This is a genomic window from Gordonia heveisoli (assembly GCF_030315745.1).
Lineage (GTDB): Bacteria > Actinomycetota > Actinomycetes > Mycobacteriales > Mycobacteriaceae > Gordonia.
On record NZ_JASXSH010000023.1, the window covers coordinates 15,539 to 35,255 of the forward strand.

Consider the following 19,717-nt stretch of genomic DNA (forward strand, 5'->3'; position numbering starts at 1 on the left):
CGTGTTCGGGTTGTCGCGCCCACCGGAGGGGGTGACGACCGCCCCCTGGAGCAACCGCCCGACAAATGGCGTGACCACAACGACCAGTGCTTGTCGATGTGTCGCGCGGCCGTAGAGGCCGCGGGCACATGACCACCCAGCATGACCGCGACCGCAGAGGAGACCTCGTGACCGTCGACCAATTCCGCACCGGAGCACATGACGCCGCACACGCCGATCGACCGACCGGCACCCTGATCGACCGGCTGGCCGCCGGCGAGGCCTATGCGATCAGCTTCGGAGGTCAGGGCGCGCAGTGGTTGCCCACCCTCGCGGAACTGGTCATCGACGCCGACCTCGAACATCGCATCGCCAAGATCGTCGAAGCCGCCGAACGCCTGGTCGAGCCGGTCGCCGATCGGCTCACCGTCGCACGTGCCGCCGGCTTCCACCCGCTGACCTGGGTTCATGCGCTCGATGCCGGTGACGAGGTCCCCTCCGACGCGGCGCTGGCCGACTTCACCCTGTCGGGTCCCGGCGTGCTGCTGACCCAGCTGGCCGCACTCGAATCGCTCAAGAAGCAGGGACTCGACCCCGCCTCGATCGCCCCGGCCGCCGTCATCGGACATTCGCAGGGCTCGCTGGCCGTGGACGCCGTCGCAGTGGCCGGGCAGGTCGCCGAAACCGGCGAGGGTCTGCTGCTGGCCGTGTCGAACCTCATCGGTGCCGCGGGTGCGCTGATCGCCCGTCGTCGCGGTCTGGGCATCGCCACCGAGGGGTCGCCGATGCTGTCGGTCGCCGGCATCACCCCGGCGCGGGTGGCCGCGGTGCTCGCCGACTATCGGAACGGTCTCAGCGAGGCCGAACTCGTCACCGCTCCGGTGATCGCCATCCAGAACAGCCGTAACTCGGTCGTCCTGTCCGGTGCACCCCGCCACCTGGCCGGCTTCGTGGCGCTGTGCGACAAGATCGCCGCGGCCGAGGCCGACGAGCGTAAGCGCAAGCTGACTGGCGGCGAACCGTTCGCCCCCAAATTCGACCACCTCGACGTCTCGGTGGCCTTCCATCACCCGGGGATGGCCGACGCGGTCGACCTGGTCGTCGAGTGGGCGCAGACCTGTGGCATCGATGCCGAGGTTGCCCGGCGCCACGCGACCGAGATCCTGGTCGACCCGGTCGACTGGGTGGCCACCGTCGACAACTGCGTCGCCGAGGGTGTGCGCTGGATCCTCGACTTCGGTCCCGGTGACCTGGCCACCCGACTGACGTCGCCGCTGGTCCGCGGTCAGGGTGTGGGCCTGGTGCCCGCCGCGCTGCGCGTCGGACAGCGAAACCTGTTCAGCCCGGGCGGCATCCCCGAGGTCGCACCGCCGTGGAGCCGATTCGCCCCCACGCTGGCCGAACTGCCCGACGGCCGTCGGGTGGTCGAGACCGCCTTCACCCGTCTGACCGGTCGCTCGCCGATCCTGCTGGCAGGCATGACCCCGACCACCGTCGACCCGGCCATCGTCGCCGCGGCCGCCAACGCCGGCCACTGGGCCGAACTCGCGGGTGGCGGGCAGGTCACCGAAGACATCTTCGCCGCCAATATCGCCAAGCTGACCGACCTGCTGGAGCCGGGACGCGAAGCAGCCTTCAACGCCCTGTTCCTCGATCCGTACCTGTGGAAGCTGCAGCTCGGCGGCAAGCGACTGGTCCAGAAGGCCCGCGCACAAGGTGCCCCGATCGACGGTGTCATCGTCACCGCCGGTATCCCCGAACTCGACGACGCGGTCGCCATGGCGGACGAGTTCGTCGACGCCGGCCTGCGGTTCGTCGCCTTCAAGCCGGGCACGGTCGAGCAGATCCGCGCCGTCGTGCGGATCGCCGCCGAGGTTCCCCACCACCCGGTCATCGTGCAGATCGAGGGGGGCCGCGCCGGTGGACACCACTCGTGGGAGGACCTCGACGATCTGCTGCTGGCCACCTACGGTGAGCTGCGGGCACGGGCGAACATCGTCGTCTGCGTCGGCGGCGGTATCGGCACCCCCGAACGCGCCAGCGAGTACCTGACCGGTAGCTGGTCCCAGCGCTACGGATACCCGGTCATGCCGCTCGACGGCATCCTCGTCGGAACCGCGGCGATGGCCACCAAGGAAGCCACCACCGCCCCCGAGGTCAAGCAACTCCTCGTCGACACCGAGGGCTGCGACGAGTGGATCGGTGCCGGACACGCCACCGCCGGTATGGCTTCGGGCCGCTCCCAGCTCGGCGCCGACATCCACGAGATCGACAACACCGCTTCACGGTGCGGCCGCATCCTCGACGAGGTCGCCGGCGACCAGGACGCGGTCGTGGCGCGTCGCGACGAGATCATCGCCGCGATGGCCGATACCGCCAAGCCGTTCTTCGGCGAGGTCGGGGAGATGACCTACCGCGAGTGGCTCGATCGCTACGCCGCCCTCGCGGTCGGCGATGCGGGCGAAGACCGGCTGCCGTGGGCCGACATCACCTGGCAGCAGCGGTTCGTCGAGATGTTGCAGCGCACCGAGGCCCGCATGCATCCGCAGGACTCGGGTGCCATCCCGACAATGTTCGCCGACCTCGCCTCCACCAGCGATCCCCATGCCGCCATCGACGCGCTGGGCAGCGTGTACCCGGCCATCAACGGTGACATCCTGCACCCGGCCGACGTCGCCTTCTTCTTCGAGCTGTGCCGCACCCCCGGCAAGCCGGTCAACTTCGTCCCGGTCATCGACAAGGACGTCCGTCGCTGGTGGCGCAGTGACTCGCTGTGGCAGGCCCACGACGCGCGGTATCCCGCCGATGCCGTCTGCATCATCCCCGGCCCGGTGGCCGTCGCCGGGATCACCCGCGTCGATGAGCCGGTCGGCGAACTGCTGGACCGCTTCGAGGCGCAGATCGCCGCCGACCTGGCCGACGCAGGTACCGCAGCGGTGACCGTCGACTCGCGTAAGCGGGCCGGCTTGGTCGAGCACTTCGGTGTCATCAGCACCGTGATCGAGGCCGACGACGTGTCCTGGGCCGGGCGGATCGTGCCCAGCCCGATCGCGCTGCTCGGTGATCGCGACAAGTGGGAGATCGTCGACGCCGATCGCGCCGAACACGGTCCCAGCGGTGCGGTCCTGGAGCGCGTCGCCGACGATCGCTTCGACCTCAGTGTGCCGATTTCCGGTGCCGCCGTTCGCATCCCGCTGACCGCGTCCGCGAGCCTCGTCGACGGTGGCAGCCCGCTCATCGGCCTCGACGCCGCGGCCGGTGCGATGCGGGAGATCCTGACCGTCGCCGCCGGTGGCGGACTCGCCGAGGTCGCCGACGGCGCCGCCGTCACCGGCGTGACCTGGCAGCCCGATTCGGTCGCCGACCACGCCGCCGTCACCGGATTCTCGCTGCCGCCGCGCCTGCGCCCGACCACCCCGACCGAGCCCTTCGGCTTCGCGGTGCCCGACACTCTCGTCGTGGCCTGCTGGCCGAGCGTCTTCAGCGTCATCGGGGCTGCCCGCACGGCCGACGGCGCACCCGTCGTGGAGGGCCTGCTCGACCTGGTCCACCTCGACCACGCGATCGCACTCACCGGCGACATCCCCGCCGAGCAGGCCGAGCTGCAGGTCACCGCGCGTGGCGGCGCCGTCTACGACGCCGAGGTCGGACGCGTCATCGAGGTGAGCGTGGAGGTCGCCGGCCCGGCCGGTCCGATCGCCACCCTCGCCGAGCGATTCGCCATCCGTGGTCGTCTCGGTGATGCCGAGCTGGTCGACCCGGTTCGCGCCGGTGGTGCCGTCACCGACGAGGGCACCGCGACCCGCAAGCTGCTGCGCTCGGCGACGATCACCGCCCCGGCGCGGATGAACGGTTTCGCCGTCGTCTCCGGTGACCACAACCCGATCCACACCGACCGGGCAGCCGCCGCGCTGGCCGGACTCGGTGACCCGATCGTGCACGGCATGTGGCTCTCGGCCGCCGCACAGCAGGTGGTCACCGCCACCGACGCGAAGGCGCCGACGCCGTCCGCGCGGCCGCTGATCGGTTGGACCGCGCGGTATCTGGGGATGGTCCGCCTCGGTGACACGATCACCGTCCGGGTCGACCGCGTCGGCCTCGACGCCGGTCGTGAGGTCGTCGAGGTCAGCGCCAAGGTCGGCGACGATCTGGTGATGAGTGCGACCGGTCTGCTGGCCGCCCCGCGCACGGTCTACGCCTTCCCGGGACAGGGCATCCAGAGCAAGGGGATGGGCCTCGACGCCCGCTCCCGTTCGGCTGCGGCCCGCAAGATCTGGGACCGCGCCGACAAGCACACCCGCGCCGCCCTCGGCTTCTCGATTCTCGCGGTGGTGCGCGACAACCCGACGAGCATCGTCGCCGGCGGAACCACCTACAACCACCCCGACGGTGTGCTGAACCTGACCCAGTTCACCCAGGTCGCGATGGCCACACTGGGCGTCGCGCAGATCGCCGAACTCAAGGAGTCCGGCGGGTTCGTCGAAGGCGCCATCACCTGCGGCCACTCGGTGGGTGAGTACAACGCGTTGGCGGCCTGCGCCGGTGTGCTGCCGCTGGAGGCGGTCCTGGAGGTCGTGTTCCAGCGCGGCGAGGCCATGCACCATCTGGTCCCGCGTGACGAGTTGGGGCGCAGCGACTACCGGATGGCCGCCATCCGCCCGAGCCAGTTCGGTCTGGCCGACGACGAGGTCAGCGACTTCGTCGCCGGGATCGGCGCCGAGATCGGTGAATTCCTCGAGGTCGTCAACCTGAACCTGCTCGGTTCGCAGTACGCCATCGCCGGTACCGTGCGCGGCCTGGAGCACCTGGAAGCCGAGATCGACCGTCGCCGTGCCGAATTCGGTGGCAAGCGGTCCTTCATCCTGGTGCCCGGCATCGACGTGCCGTTCCATTCGACGGTGCTGCGCGCCGGCGTGCCGGAGTTCCGCGAGAAGCTCGGCGAACTGCTGCCCGAGCACATCGACCCGGAGATCCTGGTCGGTCGCTACATCCCGAACCTGGTGCCGCGCCTGTTCAACCTGGAGCGCGCCTACATCGAGGAGATCGCGGCGTTGGTCCCCTCGCAGCCGCTCGACGAGGTGCTCGCGAACTGGGAAGCGTGGGCGGCCACACCCTCCGCGCTGGTCCGCGTCGTGCTCATCGAGTTGCTGGCCTGGCAGTTCGCCAGCCCGGTCCGCTGGATCGAGACACAGGAACTGCTGTTCGCCGGCACTGAGCGTGGCGGCCTGGCCGTGCAGCGTTTCGTGGAGATCGGCCTCAAGGGCGCGCCGACCCTGTCGGGCCTGGCGTCCAACACCCTGAAGCTCGACGACTATGCGGCCGCGACCACCGAGGTGGTCAACGTCGAACGCGACTCGGATGTGATCCTGGCCAAGGATGCCGGTGTCGAACCCGAGGACGACGAGCTTCCGGCGGAGGCCGAAGCGACCGCGGCGCCCGACGCCGCACCCGCACCGGCAGCGGCCCCGGCTGCTCCGGCCGCCCCGGCCGCCCCGACCGCGGCGGCCGGTGCACCCCGACCCGACGACATCGCCTTCGGCCCGGCCGACGCGGTGCGCGCAGTGATCGCACTGTGGACCAAGATGCGCGTCGACCAGATCGGTTCGGCCGACACCATCGAGGCACTGTGCGACGGTGTCTCGTCACGCCGCAACCAGCTGTTGCTCGACATCGGCGGTGAGCTCGGACTCGGCGCCATCGACGGTGCCGCCGAAGCCGACATGGTTGCGCTGTCCTCGACCGTCGAATCGTTGGCCCGCGGCTACCGGCCGCTCGGCCCGGTGTTGACCGACGCGGTGTCCGATCAGGTCCGTAAGGTGCTCGGACCGCTGGGTAAGCGGCAGGCCTACATCACCGACCGCGTGTCGGGTGTGTGGCAGCTGGGCCCGGGTTGGGGCCTGCATGCCGCGGTCGCCGTCGCGCTCGGTACCCGGGACGGTGCCAGCGTCCGTGGCGAGGATCTGGGCAACCTGCTCGACGGTGCCCTCGGCAACGCCGACGCCCTGGACGCGCTGATCGATCGCGCGGTGACCTCCGTCGGTGCTGCCAAGGGGATCGCGGTGGCCAAGCCTGCCGGCGACGCCGGCAGCGGTGCCACCGTGGACGCGGCGGCCCTCGGTGAGTTCACCGAGGCGATCACCGGTCGTTCCGGTGCGCTCGCATCGGCTGCGTACACGGTCCTGGAGAAGCTGGGCCTGGCCGACGCGGCGGAGACCGCCGAGGTCGTCGTCGACGAGAACGCGTTGGTCGTCGAGCGTGTCAGCGCCGAACTCGGTTCGGATTGGGCGCGTACCGTCGCACCGGTCTTCGACGACGCCAAGGTGGTGCTGATCGATGATCGCTGGGCCACCGCCCGCGAGGATCTGGTCCGCATCTGGCTGGCCGACGAACACGATCTCGACGCCGACTTCGAGCGGGTCATCGGCGGCTTCGCCGGTGCCGGTCACACTGTCGCCCAGCACGCCACCTGGTGGCAGGGCAAGGCGCTGGCCGCCGGGAACAGCGTGCACGCACGCACTTTTGCGGCCATCGCGGAAGCTGCCGAGGATCCGGGCACGGGTCGTTACGCCGGTGACATCGCGGTCGTGACCGGGGCGAGTAAGGCCTCCATCGCCGCCGGTGTGGTCGGTCGTCTGCTGGCCGGCGGTGCCACCGTCATCGCCACCACGTCGCGGCTGGACTCGGCGCGCCTGGCCTTCTACAAGGAGCTCTACCGGACCCATGCACGTGCCGGGGCGGCCCTGTGGGTCGCGCCGACCAACATGGCGTCCTACACCGACGTCGACGATCTGGTCGAGTGGATCGGTGCCGAGCAGACCGAGAACCTGGGCAGCACCACGGCCATCGTCAAGCCTGCGATGAAGCCGACGCTGCTGTTCCCGTTCGCCGCTCCGCGAGTGGCCGGTGACCTCACCGACGCCGGTGGTCGCGCCGAACTGGAGATGAAGGTCCTGCTGTGGTCGGTCGAGCGGATGATCGCCGGTCTGTCCGAGCTGCACGCCGACCATGACATCGCGGCCCGTCTGCACATCGTGCTGCCGGGTTCCCCCAACCGGGGCATGTTTGGCGGCGACGGCGCCTACGGCGAGAGCAAGGCCGCGCTGGATGCGCTGGTGCAGCGCTGGGCTGCCGAGGAGTCGTGGGGATCGCGAACCACGCTGGCGCACGCGCTGATCGGTTGGGTGCGTGGCACCGGGCTGATGGGCCACAACGACGGCATGGTCGACGCTGTCGAGGCCGCCGGGGTGCGAACCTGGAGCACCGACGAGATGGCCGGCGAGCTACTGAGCCTGTGCACTCCGGAACAGCGGCTGGCGGCGCGGTCGGCGGCGATCACCGCAGACTTCACCGGCGGTCTCGATCCGGCAACCGTCGACCTGAAGGCGCTCGCGGCCGTGGCCGCGGAGGCACCGGCCGAAGAGGAGGCCGACGCCGACGCGGCGATCGCCACCGTCGCCGCGCTGCCTGCCCCGGCCCGTGCGCCCGAGGGGATGCGCCCGAATTGGCCGGCGATCGACGCCCGGCCTGAGGACCTGGTCGTCATCGTCGGCGCGGGGGAGCTGGGGCCGTTCGGTTCGGCACGCACCCGTTTCGAGATGGAGGTCGACGAGAAGCTCTCCGCCGCAGGCGTTGTCGAGCTGGCCTGGAACACCGGTCTGATCCGTTGGGATTCGCTGCCCAAGCCGGGTTGGTATGACACCGAGACCGATGAGCTGGTGCCGGAGAGCGACATCGCCGAGCGCTACCACGACGAGGTCGTCTCCCGCTGCGGTATCCGCCGCTACGCCGACGACGGTGAGATGATCGACAACACCTCGCCGTTGCTGACTTCGGTGTTCCTCGACGAGGATCTCAGCTTCACGGTGAACTCCGAGGCGGAGGCGCGTGCATTCGCGTCGGCGAATCCGGAGAAGACCCGCGTCGCAGTCGATCCCGAGTCCGGTGACTGGCGGGTGACACGACTGGCGGGCACCGAGATCCGGGTGCCGCGCAAGTTCGAGCTGAGCCGGACCGTCGGTGGCCAGATTCCGACCGGCTTCGACCCGACCCGCTGGGGTGTCACCCCCGATATGGCCGAGTCGATCGACCGGGTCGCATTGTGGAACCTGGTCGCCACCGTCGATGCCTTCCTGACCTCTGGCTTCACCCCGAGCGAACTGATGCGCTGGGTGCACCCGGGTCTGGTCGCCAACACCCAGGGCACCGGTATGGGCGGTATGACGTCCATGCGTGAGCTGTACATCAACACCATCCTGGGCGAGTCCAAGGCCAACGACATCCTGCAGGAAGCCCTGCCGAATATCGTTGCCGCCCATGTCGTCCAGTCCTATGTCGGCAGCTATGGCGCGATGATCCACCCGGTCGCCGCCTGCGCCACCGCGGCCGTCTCGGTCGAGGAGGGCGCGGACAAGATCCGGCTGGGCAAGGCGCTGTTCGCGGTCGCCGGCGGGTTCGACGACCTGGGAATCGAAGGCATCGTCGGCTTCGGCGACATGTCCGCGACCGCGGAGTCGGCGAAGATGTCGGCGCGCGGCATCGAGGACCGCCGGTTCTCCCGAGCCAACGATCGTCGTCGCGGCGGATTCGTCGAATCCCAGGGCGGCGGAACGATTCTGCTGGCGCGCGGTGACGTCGCGACACAGATGGGACTGCCGGTTCTCGGGGTCGTGGCCTGGGCGCAGAGCTTCGGCGACGGTGTGCACACCTCGATCCCGGCCCCCGGCCTGGGTGCACTCGGTGCGGCGCGTGGTGCCGATTCGTCGCCGCTGGCCTGCGCGCTGAGCTCGCTGGGAGTCAGCGCCGACGATGTCGCGGTAGTCTCCAAGCACGACACCTCCACGCGGGCGAACGATCCCAACGAGTCCGAGCTGCATGAGCGGCTGGCCGAGGCGATCGGCCGCGGTGCCGGTGCACCGTTGTTCGTGGTGTCGCAGAAGTCGCTGACCGGACATGCCAAGGGTGGCGCCGCCGCCTTCCAGCTGATCGGTCTGTGCCAGCTGCTGCGCGACGGCGTGATCCCGCCCAACCGCAGCCTGGACTGCGTCGACGAGAAGATGAAGGAGTACCCGCACCTGGTGTGGCCGCGTGAGACGCTGCACCTCGGTGAGCGTTTCCCGCTCAAGGCGGGGCTGCTGACCAGCCTGGGCTTCGGTCACGTCTCCGGTCTGATCGCCGTGGTTCACCCCGAGGCCTTCGTGGCCACCCTGGGCGAAGCCGATCGGGACGACTACCGCGAGCGTGCGGCACAGCGCCTGCGTCAGGGCAACCAGCGTTTCCTGGAGTCGATGCACGGCGGCGAACCCGCCTACCGTCGCCCGGCCGACCGCCGGTTCGACGAGACGGTCGACGAGCATGACGCCGAGGCCGGTCTGCTGCTCGATCCGGCGGTCCGTCTGGGTGCAGACGGCGCCTACGGGTCGCGGTGACCACGGAGGATACGTCGGTGAGCGTGCTGGGTGTGGGGATCGACATCGTCTCGATCCCGGAGTTCGGCGAGCAGCTCAAACAGCCGGGAACGACGTTCGCCGACCGCTTCACGGTCGGCGAACGTCGGGACTCGGCGGCCGGAACCGGCGATGACGCGCGGCATCTCGCGGCTCGCTGGGCGGCGAAGGAAGCGGTGATCAAGGCATGGTCGGTGAGCCGGTTCGCGCGGTCACCGTTGCTGCCGCTGATCCGGCACAGCGACATCGAGGTCGTCACCGACAACTGGGGTCGTCCTGCTATCCGACTTTCCGGTGAGATCGGGGAGTTGTTGGCGGACACCACGATGCACATCTCGCTGACCCACGACGGAGACACCGCGGCTGCGGTGGCGATCCTCGAAGGCCGCTAGCTTGTCGCACTAGTCGTCGCTGGTCGATTCCTCGAGCAGGAGATAGCCGGCCAGCATCCGCTTGAGTTCGGATACGGTCCGGTCGTGGTTGTGGCCGTCTTGCACGGAAAAGCTGAGCAGCGAGTACGCGGTGTGGACGAGGACCTGCGCCATCATCTCCCGTCGGCTCGACTGGGATGGTGTCAGCGGCGCCAGGATGCGTGCGACCTGTTCGGCCAGGACCCGCTCGTTGAGCGAGGCGGTCGCCCGGGTGGCCGGAGTGGACTGCACCGCGAGCCAGACCGCCCGCCGGGACGGATCGGTGCGCCACAGCGCGGCAAGGTGATCGAGAAACTTCTCCAGCAGGCTGGGCCACTCCAGGGAGGGCACTTCGGTGGCGAAGGCCGCCAATTCCTCTCGGACGTCGACTGTGTCCTGACGATCGAGTTCGCACACGATCACGTACTTGTTCGCGAAGTACTGGTAGAGCGTCCCGATGGGCACCTCGGCCCGGGCCGCGATCTCCTCACAGGTGAGCGACTCGAAACCGACGTCGATTAGCAGATCGCGTGCGGCGACGAGCATTCCCTCGAACTTCCGCTTGCTGCGCTCCTGGGTGGGCCGCTTGCGGGGGACCAGCGGCTCGGCGATCACCTCCGACATCGAGGTGCACTCACACCGACAGGTCGCGCCGCAGCTTCGCCACATGTCCGGTGGCCCGGACGTTGTACTGGGCGAGTGCGATCGTGCCGTCTTCGTCGACGAGGAAGGTGGAGCGGATCACGCCGTTGACGATCTTGCCGTAGAGCTTCTTCTCGCCGAAGGCTCCCCACTCGGTGAGGACCGACTTCTCCGGGTCGCTGAGCAGCGGGAAGGTCAGCCCTTCCTGGTCGATGAACTTCCGCAGCTTCTCGGGCTTGTCCGGTGAGATGCCGATGACGTCGATACCCGCACCCTCCAGTTCGGCGAGGCTGTCGCGGAAATCGCAGGCCTGCTTGGTGCATCCCGGCGTCGAAGCGGCGGGGTAGAAGTACACGATCACCTTGCGTCCGGCGTAGTCGGACAGGGAGACGGGTGCCGAATCGGCATCGGGGAGGGTGAAGGCCGGCGCCTTGTCACCCACCGACAAACGTGTGGTCTCTGCCATGACCGCAAGGCTAGTCGATCGTCGTCCGCGCCCGTGGCTACGCGCCGATCAACGGTATGGATGCCGTAGAGTCGAGACGTTGTCGTTCGCGGCCGTCCGTCCCTCGGGACGGATACGGTCACCGGGCGACATCCTGCATCAGTCGACCAGCACCGGGAGGAACACGTGGCCGGGGATACCGAACGCATCGAGCAGGACATCGCCAAGGCCCGTGAGGACCTCGCCGCGACGCTCGATCAGCTCGCGGCTCGCGCCAACCCGCAGCGGCTCGCCGACGATGCCAAATCGAAGGCCATTGCGACCCTGTCGCAGCCGCCGGTGAAATACACCATCGCCGGTGTGGGTGCCCTCGTGCTGATCCTGGTGATCCGCAAGGTCGTCAGTTGATCTCCGGTCGCAGCCGCATTGTCCGCGGCGCGACCGCAGCCACCGCCTTCATCGCCGCATTGTCCGTATTGTCGGGCTGTGCGAGCGAACCCACCTATCCCGACTCGGTCGGGAACGTCGCCGCCGTCGACACCTTGGGGCACCCGACCATCAGCGTCACCGGTTGGGGTGACCGACCGATGAACGACGAGGCTGTCGGCGTCATGCCGGGTGCGCCGATCGTCGTCGCAGCGCATGCCGGTCGGCTGACGTCGGTGGCACTGTCGGGACCCGACGGCCGCGTGACGGGGCACCTTCGTGACGGCGGGCAGTCGTGGGTGCCAGACGGCACACTCGACTACGGCGCCGACTACACGCTGACCGCGGTGGCGCGGGGTGTGGACAGTGACGGTGCCCGGCAGCTCCGCTTCTCGACGGCGTCTGCGGATTCGCTCGCGAGTGTCGCCTCGGTCACCGACGACGGTGAGACGGTCGGCGTCGGACAGCCGGTGATGATCAACTTCGATTCGCCGGTCGTCGACAAGCGCACCGCCCAACGGGCCATCACGATTCGCACCGATCCACCCGTGCCGGGCGCCTTCTACTGGGTCAACGACAGCATGCTGCGCTGGCGCCCACAGCACTTCTGGGCGTCGGGGACCAAGGTGACGGTCGACGCCCGGCTGCGGGGCATCTCGCTCGGCAATGGGGTGTACGGGGCCAATGATCTGCACACCTCGTTCCGGGTTGGTCGACGATTCGTGGCGATCGCGGACGACAACACCAAGACGATCACGGTGTGGGTCGGCGGCAAGGTCGTGCGGACGATGCCCACCTCGATGGGCAAGGACTCCTCGCCGACCAATACGGGTACGTATATCGTCGCCGAACGCGATCCCAGCGTGATCATGGACTCCTCAACCTACGGTGTACCGGTGAAGTCGGCCGGCGGCTATCGGGAGGTCGTCTACGACGCGACCCGGATCTCCTTCAGTGGCATTTACGTTCACGCCGCCCCGTGGTCTGTGGGTGACCAAGGTAACACCGACGTCAGCAACGGCTGCCTCAATGTGAGCCCGGACAACGCGGCCTGGTTCCTCGGTAAGGCGTTGCGCGGCGACATTGTGATCGTGAAAAACACTGTGGGCCCACCTCTTCCGGGTGACGATGGTCTCGGCGACTGGAATGTGCCGTGGTCGACGTGGCAGCGGGGCAACGCCGAATAACGCCCCTGACCAGCCGATTTCACTTCTGCGGGGGTCGTCATGTAACGTTCTCTCTCGCAACGACAAGCGCCATTAGCTCAATTGGCAGAGCAGCTGACTCTTAATCAGCGGGTTCGGGGTTCGAGTCCCTGATGGCGCACCACCAAGACAAGACGCCCCGCTTCGGCGGGGCGTCTTGTCTCGTCTGTGTCGAACGATTCGCTGGGATGGGCGTGAACCAGCCGAACGACGGACATCGACAAATCGGGTAAACCCGGTGTCTCGTACACTGTGGCGATAGGTGCGGTCGGCATTCCCGGGAGTCCGGGAAGTTCGTGGATTCCGAGGTGGCTTCGGGGTCGGATCGAGGTGGGAGAATGATGGTGATCGGACGAGCCCGGCGCGGATCGGTGTTGGCTGGAGCCGCGGTTCTCGCTGTGGTCGGATTGGTGACGTCCTGCTCGTCGCAGGAACCCAAGTACCCCACCAACGTTCAGAGCGCGAACCTCATCGACGACCTGCTGCAGCCGGGCCTCGACTTCTCGATCTTCGGCGAGGGCCAGGGTCCGCTGCACGACAAGGCGGTCGGAGTACAGCCCGGGGCACCGATCACCGTGCAGGCCTCCGACGGGGCGATCAGCAGCGTCGTGATCAAGAAGTCCAACGGCGAGCCCGTCCGCGGTGAGCTCAGCGAGGACGGCACACAGTGGGTCAAGCGCGAGCCGCTCGGCTACAACAAGAGCTACACGCTCGTCGCCGAGGCCCGGGGCGTCGGTGGTACCAGCGTCAAGCAGGTCACGTTCACCACCAGCGCGCCGAACAACCTCACCCAGGCCTATGTCACGCCGACTGTCGAGGATCGCATCGTCGGCGTCGGGCAGCCGGTCGCGGTCAAGTTCGACGAGTCGATTCCCGATCGCAAGGCCGCCGAGCGGGCCATCCGGATCAAGACCGAGCCGGCCGTCGACGGCGCCTTCTACTGGATCAGTGACACCGAGGTTCGCTGGCGTCCCGAGAAGTTCTGGAAGACCGGCACCAAGGTCAAGGTCGAGGTCAACACCGAGGGCATCGATCTCGGTGACGGACTGTTCGGCCAGGAGAACGTCAAGCGCGAGTTCACCATCGGACGGTCGATGATCATCACCGCCGACGATCACACCAAGCAGGTCGTGTTCAAGCGCGACGGCAAGGTGATCAAGACCATGCCCACCTCGATGGGTAAGCCGGGCGCCGAGACCGACAACGGGATTTACCTCGTCTCGGACAAGCACGAGCACATCATCATGGACTCGTCGACCTATGGTGTCCCGATCAACTCCGCTGACGGCTATCGGACCCCGGTCGACTACGCCACCCGGATGTCCTACAGCGGGATCTTCTTCCATTCGGCTCCCTGGTCGGTGTGGGCGCAGGGCAACACCAACACGAGCCACGGCTGCCTCAATCTGAGCCCGGACAACGCGCTGTGGGTCATGCAGAACACGCTGCGCGGCGATCCGGTGGTGGTCCGCAACACCGATGGCGGCACCCTGCCGGTCACCGATGGCCTCGGTGACTGGAATATCGACTGGGCGAAGTGGAAGAAGGGCAACGCCGACGGCTGATGCCGTGAGGTGCGGCGCATCCGTGGCGCCGATTACATTCTGCCATTGAGCACTGTTACGATCTCGGCTGACATTAGTCAGCCGACCATCGAGGTGCACCGCATGCCCGTTCGTTCCGCCTGGGAAAACGACGACCTGACCGCTCTGCGCGATCTGGCTCGCAGCTTCTGCGAGAAAGAGATCAAGCCCAACATCGAGAAGTTCATCGATCAGCACCATGTGGATCGTGACCTGTGGAACAAGGCCGGTGAACTCGGTCTGCTGTGCATCTCGATTCCGGAGGAGTACGGCGGCGGCGGGGGAGACTTCGCCCACGAGGCCGTGCTGATCGAGGAGCAGGCACGGGTCGCCGACACCGCCTGGGGCGCGAGCCTGCACAGCGGCATCGTCGCCCACTACATCCTGTCCTACGGCTCGGAAGAGCAGAAGCGGACCTGGCTGCCCAAGATGGCCTCCGGTGAGGCCGTCGGTGCGATCGCGATGACCGAACCCGGCACCGGCTCGGATCTGCAGAACGTCAAGACGAAGGCCGTCAAGGACGGCGACGAATATGTCATCGACGGATCCAAGACCTTCATCACCAACGGTGGCCAGGCCGACATCATCATCGTGGTGGCCAAGACCGACTCGGCCGAAGGTGCCAAGGGCATCTCGCTGATCCTCGTCGAAGGCGACCGGGACGGCTTCCGGCGCGGCCGCGTCCTGGACAAGGTCGGGCAGCGCGGTCAGGACACCTCCGAGCTGTACTTCGAAGGTGTGCGGGTGCCCACCGCGAACCTGCTCGGCGCCGAGGAGGGGCAGGGTTTCATCCAGCTGATGCAGCAACTCCCGCAGGAGCGGCTGATCATCGGGGTCGCCTCGGTCGCCGCCATGGAGGCCGCGCTCGAGCAGACGATCGCGTACACGAAGGACCGCACCGCCTTCGGTCGCCCGGTGTTCGGATTCCAGAACACCAAGTTCAAACTGGCCGAGATCGCGACGGAGGCCCGGATCGCGCGGGTATTCGTCGACGACTGCCTCGTCAAACACGTCGCAGGTGAGCTCGACATCCCGACCGTGGCGATGGCCAAGTGGTGGACCAGCGAGCGTGCGATGGTGGCCATCGACGAGTGCGTGCAACTCTTCGGCGGATACGGATACATGAACGAGTACCCGATCGCGCGCATGTGGGCCGACGCACGCGTCCAGAAGATCTACGCGGGCACCAACGAGATCATGAAGGAGATCATCGCGCGGTCACTGTGATCGTGACGCGCGCCCGGCGGTGACGTCCTCGGCGCTGCTCCCCGGACCGCCGAGTCAACGGCGGTCCGGGGACGGCTCCGGTGATAGATTCACGGGCGATGTGGCCGCTGGTCACGCGGGCGAGAGGGACGGGCGATGGCGGGCCGGACGGGTGTGCGATGGATGGCACCCGCCTGTGTGGGCATCGTGCTCGCCGCGGCGGTCCTCGCGGCCCCGACAGAATCTGCCGCCACGCCGCGTGAATGGTTGCCCAGCTCGGGCTGCGTCGGCGATCTGCCGCCCAAACCGACACCGCGGCCGTGGGATCCGCGCCAGCTGATCCCCACTCTGCCCGATCGCATCGGGATTCCACTCCCGTATCCCCGACTTCTGCCGGTCCCCGAACCCGCACCGCGCCCCACCCCGGTCCGGATCCCGTCGGAGGCGGCGCCGGCGGATCCGTGTACGGATCCCTGCCCGGATATCACCGATCCGCGACCGCCGAAGCCGTCGGACGGTCCCGCGTTGAGTATCGAGTTCCCGAAGATCGAGTTCGACCCCAAACCGATCAACATTCCCTACCCGGTGCCCAACCCGCATCCGCCGACATTTCCGCCACCGCCGCCGCGGGCGCATCCGGTGGTGGAGACGGCGCCGGTGGCACCCAAACCTGCTGCGCCGCGCGTCGGCCGGGTAGAGGCGGTCGCGACGCTCACCGGCAAGGGGTCGACGAGTCGTACGGACAAGCGATGGCAGGTCATGGGCACCGACCTCGGCATCATGTGGGAGTCGGCGCCAGGACAGGTCGCCATCGTCTTCGGCGACACCTTCGGCAAGGGATTCAAGCCGCCGGGCGCCAACGGTGGCGACTGGCGCAGCAACGTACTCGGATTCTCGCGCGACCGTGACCTGTCCGACGGTCTGTCGATCGACACCATGGTCCAGGACAGTCGCTGCCACGCGGTGCAGATCCTCGACTCGCGCCATATCGACTTCTACGAGATGACCACCATCCCGACGTCGGGCTTCACCGTCGGTAACCGCCAGTATCTGAGCTATATGTCGGTGCGCCGCTGGTCGGTGGTACCCGGGGTCTGGCTGACCAATCACGGTGGCCTTGCCTATTCCGACGACGGCGGTTCGACGTGGACGCGTGATCCCTATGCCCGCTGGGACAACATGTTCGGCACCAGTCAGTTTCAGGTCGCGTCGATGGTGCGCCGAGGCGATCACGTCTACATGTTCGGTACGCCCAACTCCCGGGTCGGTTCGGTCGGCCTGGCGCGGGTGCCTGCGACCGAGGTGCTCAACAAGACCGCCTACCAGTATTGGCGCGACGGAAAGTGGGTTCCGGCACGTGACGGCAATGTCGCGTCGGTGCTGTTCGCCGGTCCGGCCGGTGAGCTTTCGGTGCGGTTCGACGAATCCGCGCAACGCTGGCAGATGACCTACCTCGATGTGCTGCGCAACTCGATCGTGATGCGCACCGCACGTGATCCGCAGGGATTGTGGTCGGAGCCGACGGATCTGGTTCGTTCACAGGGCCAGAACGCGCAGCTCTACGGCGGGTTCATGCATCCGTGGTCGACCCCCGACGACCTGTACTTCACCATGTCGACATGGGCGCAGTACAACGTGACGCTCATGCGCGCCCGGCTGCACTGACGTCGGCACCCGCGGCGCGTCAGCCGACGGTGAACGACCGGGAGAAGCCGTCGAACTCACGGATGTGGCCGCCACCGTCGCGGCTGTTGCCGAGATACCGGATCCGATAGGTCCCCGACGTTCCGGTCGGCGGCGTCCAGGTGATGCGGATCGTCGAGGTGTCCGACGATCCGGCGGGCCGCGACCAGTGGAAGACGGTGGACCAGTCGTTGTCGTCGGCGATGGTCCGCCAGCCGCCGGCGTCGCGCCGCTGCACCTGCAGATAGGTACTGCCGTGCCGGAAGTCGTTGTTCGGGTGGGCGCCGACGAACTCGGCGGCGACCAGTTGGCCGGGCCGGTAGCCGGCACGCGGCTGGGTCAGCACGTCGCCGTAGCGGTGGCCGGGTATCGGCCGGTCGGCCGGGACGGGCGGGACCAGGTCGGGCTGGAAACCGGACTTGTCCAATGGCGCCGGGCCGCGCGGGGGTCGTTGCCCGGCGGCCATCGCTCCGGCCAGGGCGGCGAACTCCTGCATATAGGCAGACAGGGTCCAGCGTCCGAACTGGGTCTCACCGCCCTCGTACTGCTGCGAGTCGTATTCCTCCGGGGTGGTCACATACTGCGTGTAGGCGTTCGAATATCCCTGCACCAGAACGTTGTCCATACCGACCCGCAACGCATCGGCGACGACCTGCCGCAGACGCAGGCCGGCGACGATGGTGACCTCGGCGGGCAGTGCGACGAGCACCAGCTCGCCGATCCGCATGATCTGTAACGGCACCACCTGCGGGATCCACGGTGACGGTGGCATGATCCCGAGCGGGAAGGCGATCAGCTTGGGCGCCTGCATATCCCGGATCCACGGCGACACCGGCGGGCGGCGGTCGCCGCCCAATGCGGTGACGAGCGGATTGGTCGTGCCCTCGACCAGGAACGGTAGCGGCTGTTCGTAGTTGTCCTCACTCGACGTGGCCGCCGCCGCCACACCCATCATCGCCGGTGTCGTCGCCGCGGGTTTGCCCTCCGGGGTGAAGGCGCCGTCGATCCGTACCGACGACATGTCGACGTAGCGGGTCACCGCGTCGACCCCGCCACGGGTCATCGGTCGGGTATCGGCGAACGCTCGCCGCCCTGCCTGATACTGGCGTTCGCCGATGATCTCGCAGTTGCGTTTGTTGTCGCGGGTCGGACCGCTGGGTTCGAAGGCGCGCAGTGCCAGATTCGGGGTCATGTCGCCTGAATTTGTCTGCGGGAACGCGGCGATCAGGCCCGGCGACTCCGATTCCCAGCGGTAGCTGGCGTATCCCTTGTTGTCACCCGCGATCAACACATTGTGGTCGGCGAGAGACGTGCCGTGGGTGGAGAACCAGGTGATCGCGCCGACGTCGCGCCCGCCGCGCTGAAGTTTGAGGACCGTGACGCGCGGGTCGATGGCGGTGGGGAAGTGTCGCTTGTCCGAACCGGGGTTGCGGTCGAAGGCCACCTTGGACCGGTTGGCGCTCGCGTTGTGCAGTTCGTCGCGGCCGATGGAGATGGTCCCGGGCGCGAGATCCTCGTGTGCTCGCACGATCGAGTGGTAGAGCCCTTCCAATTCGGCGTCGTAGGAGTTCTTCTTGAAACCGAAGGCCGCGAGAGAGTAGGCGTAGTCCCACGCGGTACCGCCGCAGGACGCGTGCGTGTGCGTGGCGTTGAGGTTGACGTTGGCTTCGGTGTACAGGGCGCCGAAACGCTTGCGCAACTTACGCATCAACCCCATGTGATGGGACTGGAACAGGCAGGCGATATCAGCGGTCACGAACACCACCCGCTTGCCGGTCGCCTGGTCGACGATGATGTAGGCGCGCGACCAGCACCGTTGGAGGAGGCCCGCGGCGACCTGTTCGGGATTCGAATAGCCCATCATGCCCTGCCCGGCGACCGCTCCGGTCATGTCGGCGATACCGCAGCCGACGAGATAGCTGGTGCTGTCGGCGGGCGGGGCGGCTTCGGCGGGTGAGCCGAGAGTCAGGGCCAGCCCGCCTCCGACCGCGGTCGCGGCGGCAGTCTGAAGCACGGTCCTACGGGTGACGTCCATGGTTTCTCCGCTGGGTCGAGAAGGGGCGTTATCGGGTGCTGGGTCGCGCATCGTCGACGATGTGCAGTGCGAGCAGCGAGGCGGTGGCGGTGGCGATCGTCACGCAGACGGGACGGTCGCGAATATTCAGGTAGGACAGGGTGATTCCGTCGGTTGCGGCGACCACCAGCGGCGCCAGATCGACGACCGGCCGGTCCCAGCTCACCCCGGCCAGTTCGGCGCAGGCGGTGAGGGCTTCACCGATGGCCGCGTAGTACCTGCGATACATCTGGGCGCCGAACTCGGCCAGACCGTCGGTCTGGCGGGCGTATTGGTTGAGCGAGATCATCGCCTGTTCTCGGTCGGGGTCGGCGACCAGGCCGTCGATGTAGGCGATCAGTGCCATGCGGATCATGGTCGCGACCCCGTCGCGGCCGCTGACCTCAGTGCTGACACCTTCGGCCAGCGCCGACTCGACGGCGCCCAGTTCCATCTCGGTACCGAGTTCGACCAGGGCGGCCAGCAGGGCCTCCCGTGAGTCGAAGACGTAGTGGAAGGTCGACAACGTCACCCCGGCCTCGGCGCAGATTGCCCGGGTGGTGGCGCGGTCTACACCGTGTCGCGCGATGACCCGGAACGCGGAGTCCAGCAGCAGCCGACGCCGTTCGGCTACCGGCATCC

The 19,717-nt window shown here is 67.9% G+C and carries 11 protein-coding genes and 1 tRNA gene; 8 read left to right on the top strand and 4 right to left on the bottom strand.

All coding sequences use genetic code 11. The annotated features are described in order from the left end of the window. Positions 1 to 167: 167 nt before the first annotated feature. Positions 168 to 9,404, top strand: a complete 9,237-nt coding sequence (locus QSJ18_RS17310) for a type I polyketide synthase (RefSeq protein WP_286327873.1) — start codon at positions 168 to 170, stop codon at positions 9,402 to 9,404. Positions 9,405 to 9,421: 17 nt separating this feature from the next. Continuing rightward, entirely contained in the window at positions 9,422 to 9,814 is a 393-nt protein-coding gene (gene acpS / locus QSJ18_RS17315) for a holo-ACP synthase AcpS (RefSeq protein ID WP_286327874.1), read from the top strand. 9 nt (positions 9,815 to 9,823) lie between these two features. Here the strand turns inward: acpS and QSJ18_RS17320 are convergent, their stop codons facing one another. Next, positions 9,824 to 10,456: a TetR family transcriptional regulator gene (locus QSJ18_RS17320; protein ID WP_286327875.1), complete on the bottom strand. Its 633-nt coding sequence runs from the start codon at positions 10,454 to 10,456 to the stop codon at positions 9,824 to 9,826. A gap of 10 nt (positions 10,457 to 10,466) precedes the next feature. After that, positions 10,467 to 10,940: a thioredoxin-dependent thiol peroxidase gene (gene bcp, locus QSJ18_RS17325; RefSeq protein ID WP_286327876.1), complete on the bottom strand. Its 474-nt coding sequence runs from the start codon at positions 10,938 to 10,940 to the stop codon at positions 10,467 to 10,469. A gap of 165 nt (positions 10,941 to 11,105) precedes the next feature. Here bcp and QSJ18_RS17330 point away from each other — a divergent pair, with 165 nt between their 5' ends. The 6 genes from QSJ18_RS17330 (at position 11,106) to QSJ18_RS17355 (ending at position 17,004) form a co-directional block, all read left to right on the top strand. Further along, positions 11,106 to 11,327, top strand: coding sequence for a DUF3618 domain-containing protein (locus QSJ18_RS17330; protein WP_286327877.1), 222 nt, complete (start codon positions 11,106 to 11,108; stop codon positions 11,325 to 11,327). Then, positions 11,324 to 12,532, top strand: coding sequence for a L,D-transpeptidase (locus QSJ18_RS17335; protein ID WP_462476109.1), 1,209 nt, complete (start codon positions 11,324 to 11,326; stop codon positions 12,530 to 12,532). Before QSJ18_RS17330 ends, QSJ18_RS17335 begins: the two co-directional genes overlap by 4 nt. 66 nt (positions 12,533 to 12,598) lie before the next feature. Next, positions 12,599 to 12,674, top strand: a tRNA-Lys gene (locus QSJ18_RS17340). 217 nt (positions 12,675 to 12,891) lie between these two features. Continuing rightward, complete coding sequence (locus tag QSJ18_RS17345) at positions 12,892 to 14,115, top strand: L,D-transpeptidase (protein WP_286327912.1); 1,224 nt, start codon at positions 12,892 to 12,894, stop codon at positions 14,113 to 14,115. A 102-nt stretch (positions 14,116 to 14,217) separates the two neighbouring features. Further along, positions 14,218 to 15,360, top strand: coding sequence for an acyl-CoA dehydrogenase family protein (locus QSJ18_RS17350; protein ID WP_286327878.1), 1,143 nt, complete (start codon positions 14,218 to 14,220; stop codon positions 15,358 to 15,360). A gap of 135 nt (positions 15,361 to 15,495) precedes the next feature. Next, complete coding sequence (locus QSJ18_RS17355) at positions 15,496 to 17,004, top strand: DUF4185 domain-containing protein (RefSeq protein ID WP_286327879.1); 1,509 nt, start codon at positions 15,496 to 15,498, stop codon at positions 17,002 to 17,004. A gap of 19 nt (positions 17,005 to 17,023) precedes the next feature. Here the strand turns inward: QSJ18_RS17355 and QSJ18_RS17360 are convergent, their stop codons facing one another. Next, positions 17,024 to 19,057: a neutral/alkaline ceramidase gene (locus QSJ18_RS17360; RefSeq protein ID WP_286327880.1), complete on the bottom strand. Its 2,034-nt coding sequence runs from the start codon at positions 19,055 to 19,057 to the stop codon at positions 17,024 to 17,026. 28 nt (positions 19,058 to 19,085) lie between these two features. Beyond that, positions 19,086 to 19,715 carry a TetR/AcrR family transcriptional regulator gene (locus tag QSJ18_RS17365; protein ID WP_286327913.1) on the bottom strand — a complete coding sequence of 210 codons (630 nt, stop codon included), beginning with the start codon at positions 19,713 to 19,715 and terminating at the stop codon, positions 19,086 to 19,088. Positions 19,716 to 19,717: the final 2 nt, after the last annotated feature.

Excerpts from the sequence above, each read along its gene's own strand:
- QSJ18_RS17365 (WP_286327913.1), bottom strand. The coding sequence starts at position 19,715 with ATGCCGGTAGCCGAACGGCGTCGGCTGCTGCTGGACTCCGCGTTCCGG.
- QSJ18_RS17320 (WP_286327875.1), bottom strand. The coding sequence starts at position 10,456 with ATGTCGGAGGTGATCGCCGAGCCGCTGGTCCCCCGCAAGCGGCCCACC.
- QSJ18_RS17345 (WP_286327912.1), top strand. The coding sequence starts at position 12,892 with ATGGTGATCGGACGAGCCCGGCGCGGATCGGTGTTGGCTGGAGCCGCG.
- QSJ18_RS17350 (WP_286327878.1), top strand. The coding sequence starts at position 14,218 with ATGCCCGTTCGTTCCGCCTGGGAAAACGACGACCTGACCGCTCTGCGC.
- QSJ18_RS17360 (WP_286327880.1), bottom strand. The coding sequence starts at position 19,057 with ATGGACGTCACCCGTAGGACCGTGCTTCAGACTGCCGCCGCGACCGCG.
- QSJ18_RS17355 (WP_286327879.1), top strand. The coding sequence starts at position 15,496 with ATGGCGGGCCGGACGGGTGTGCGATGGATGGCACCCGCCTGTGTGGGC.
- bcp (WP_286327876.1), bottom strand. The coding sequence starts at position 10,940 with ATGGCAGAGACCACACGTTTGTCGGTGGGTGACAAGGCGCCGGCCTTC.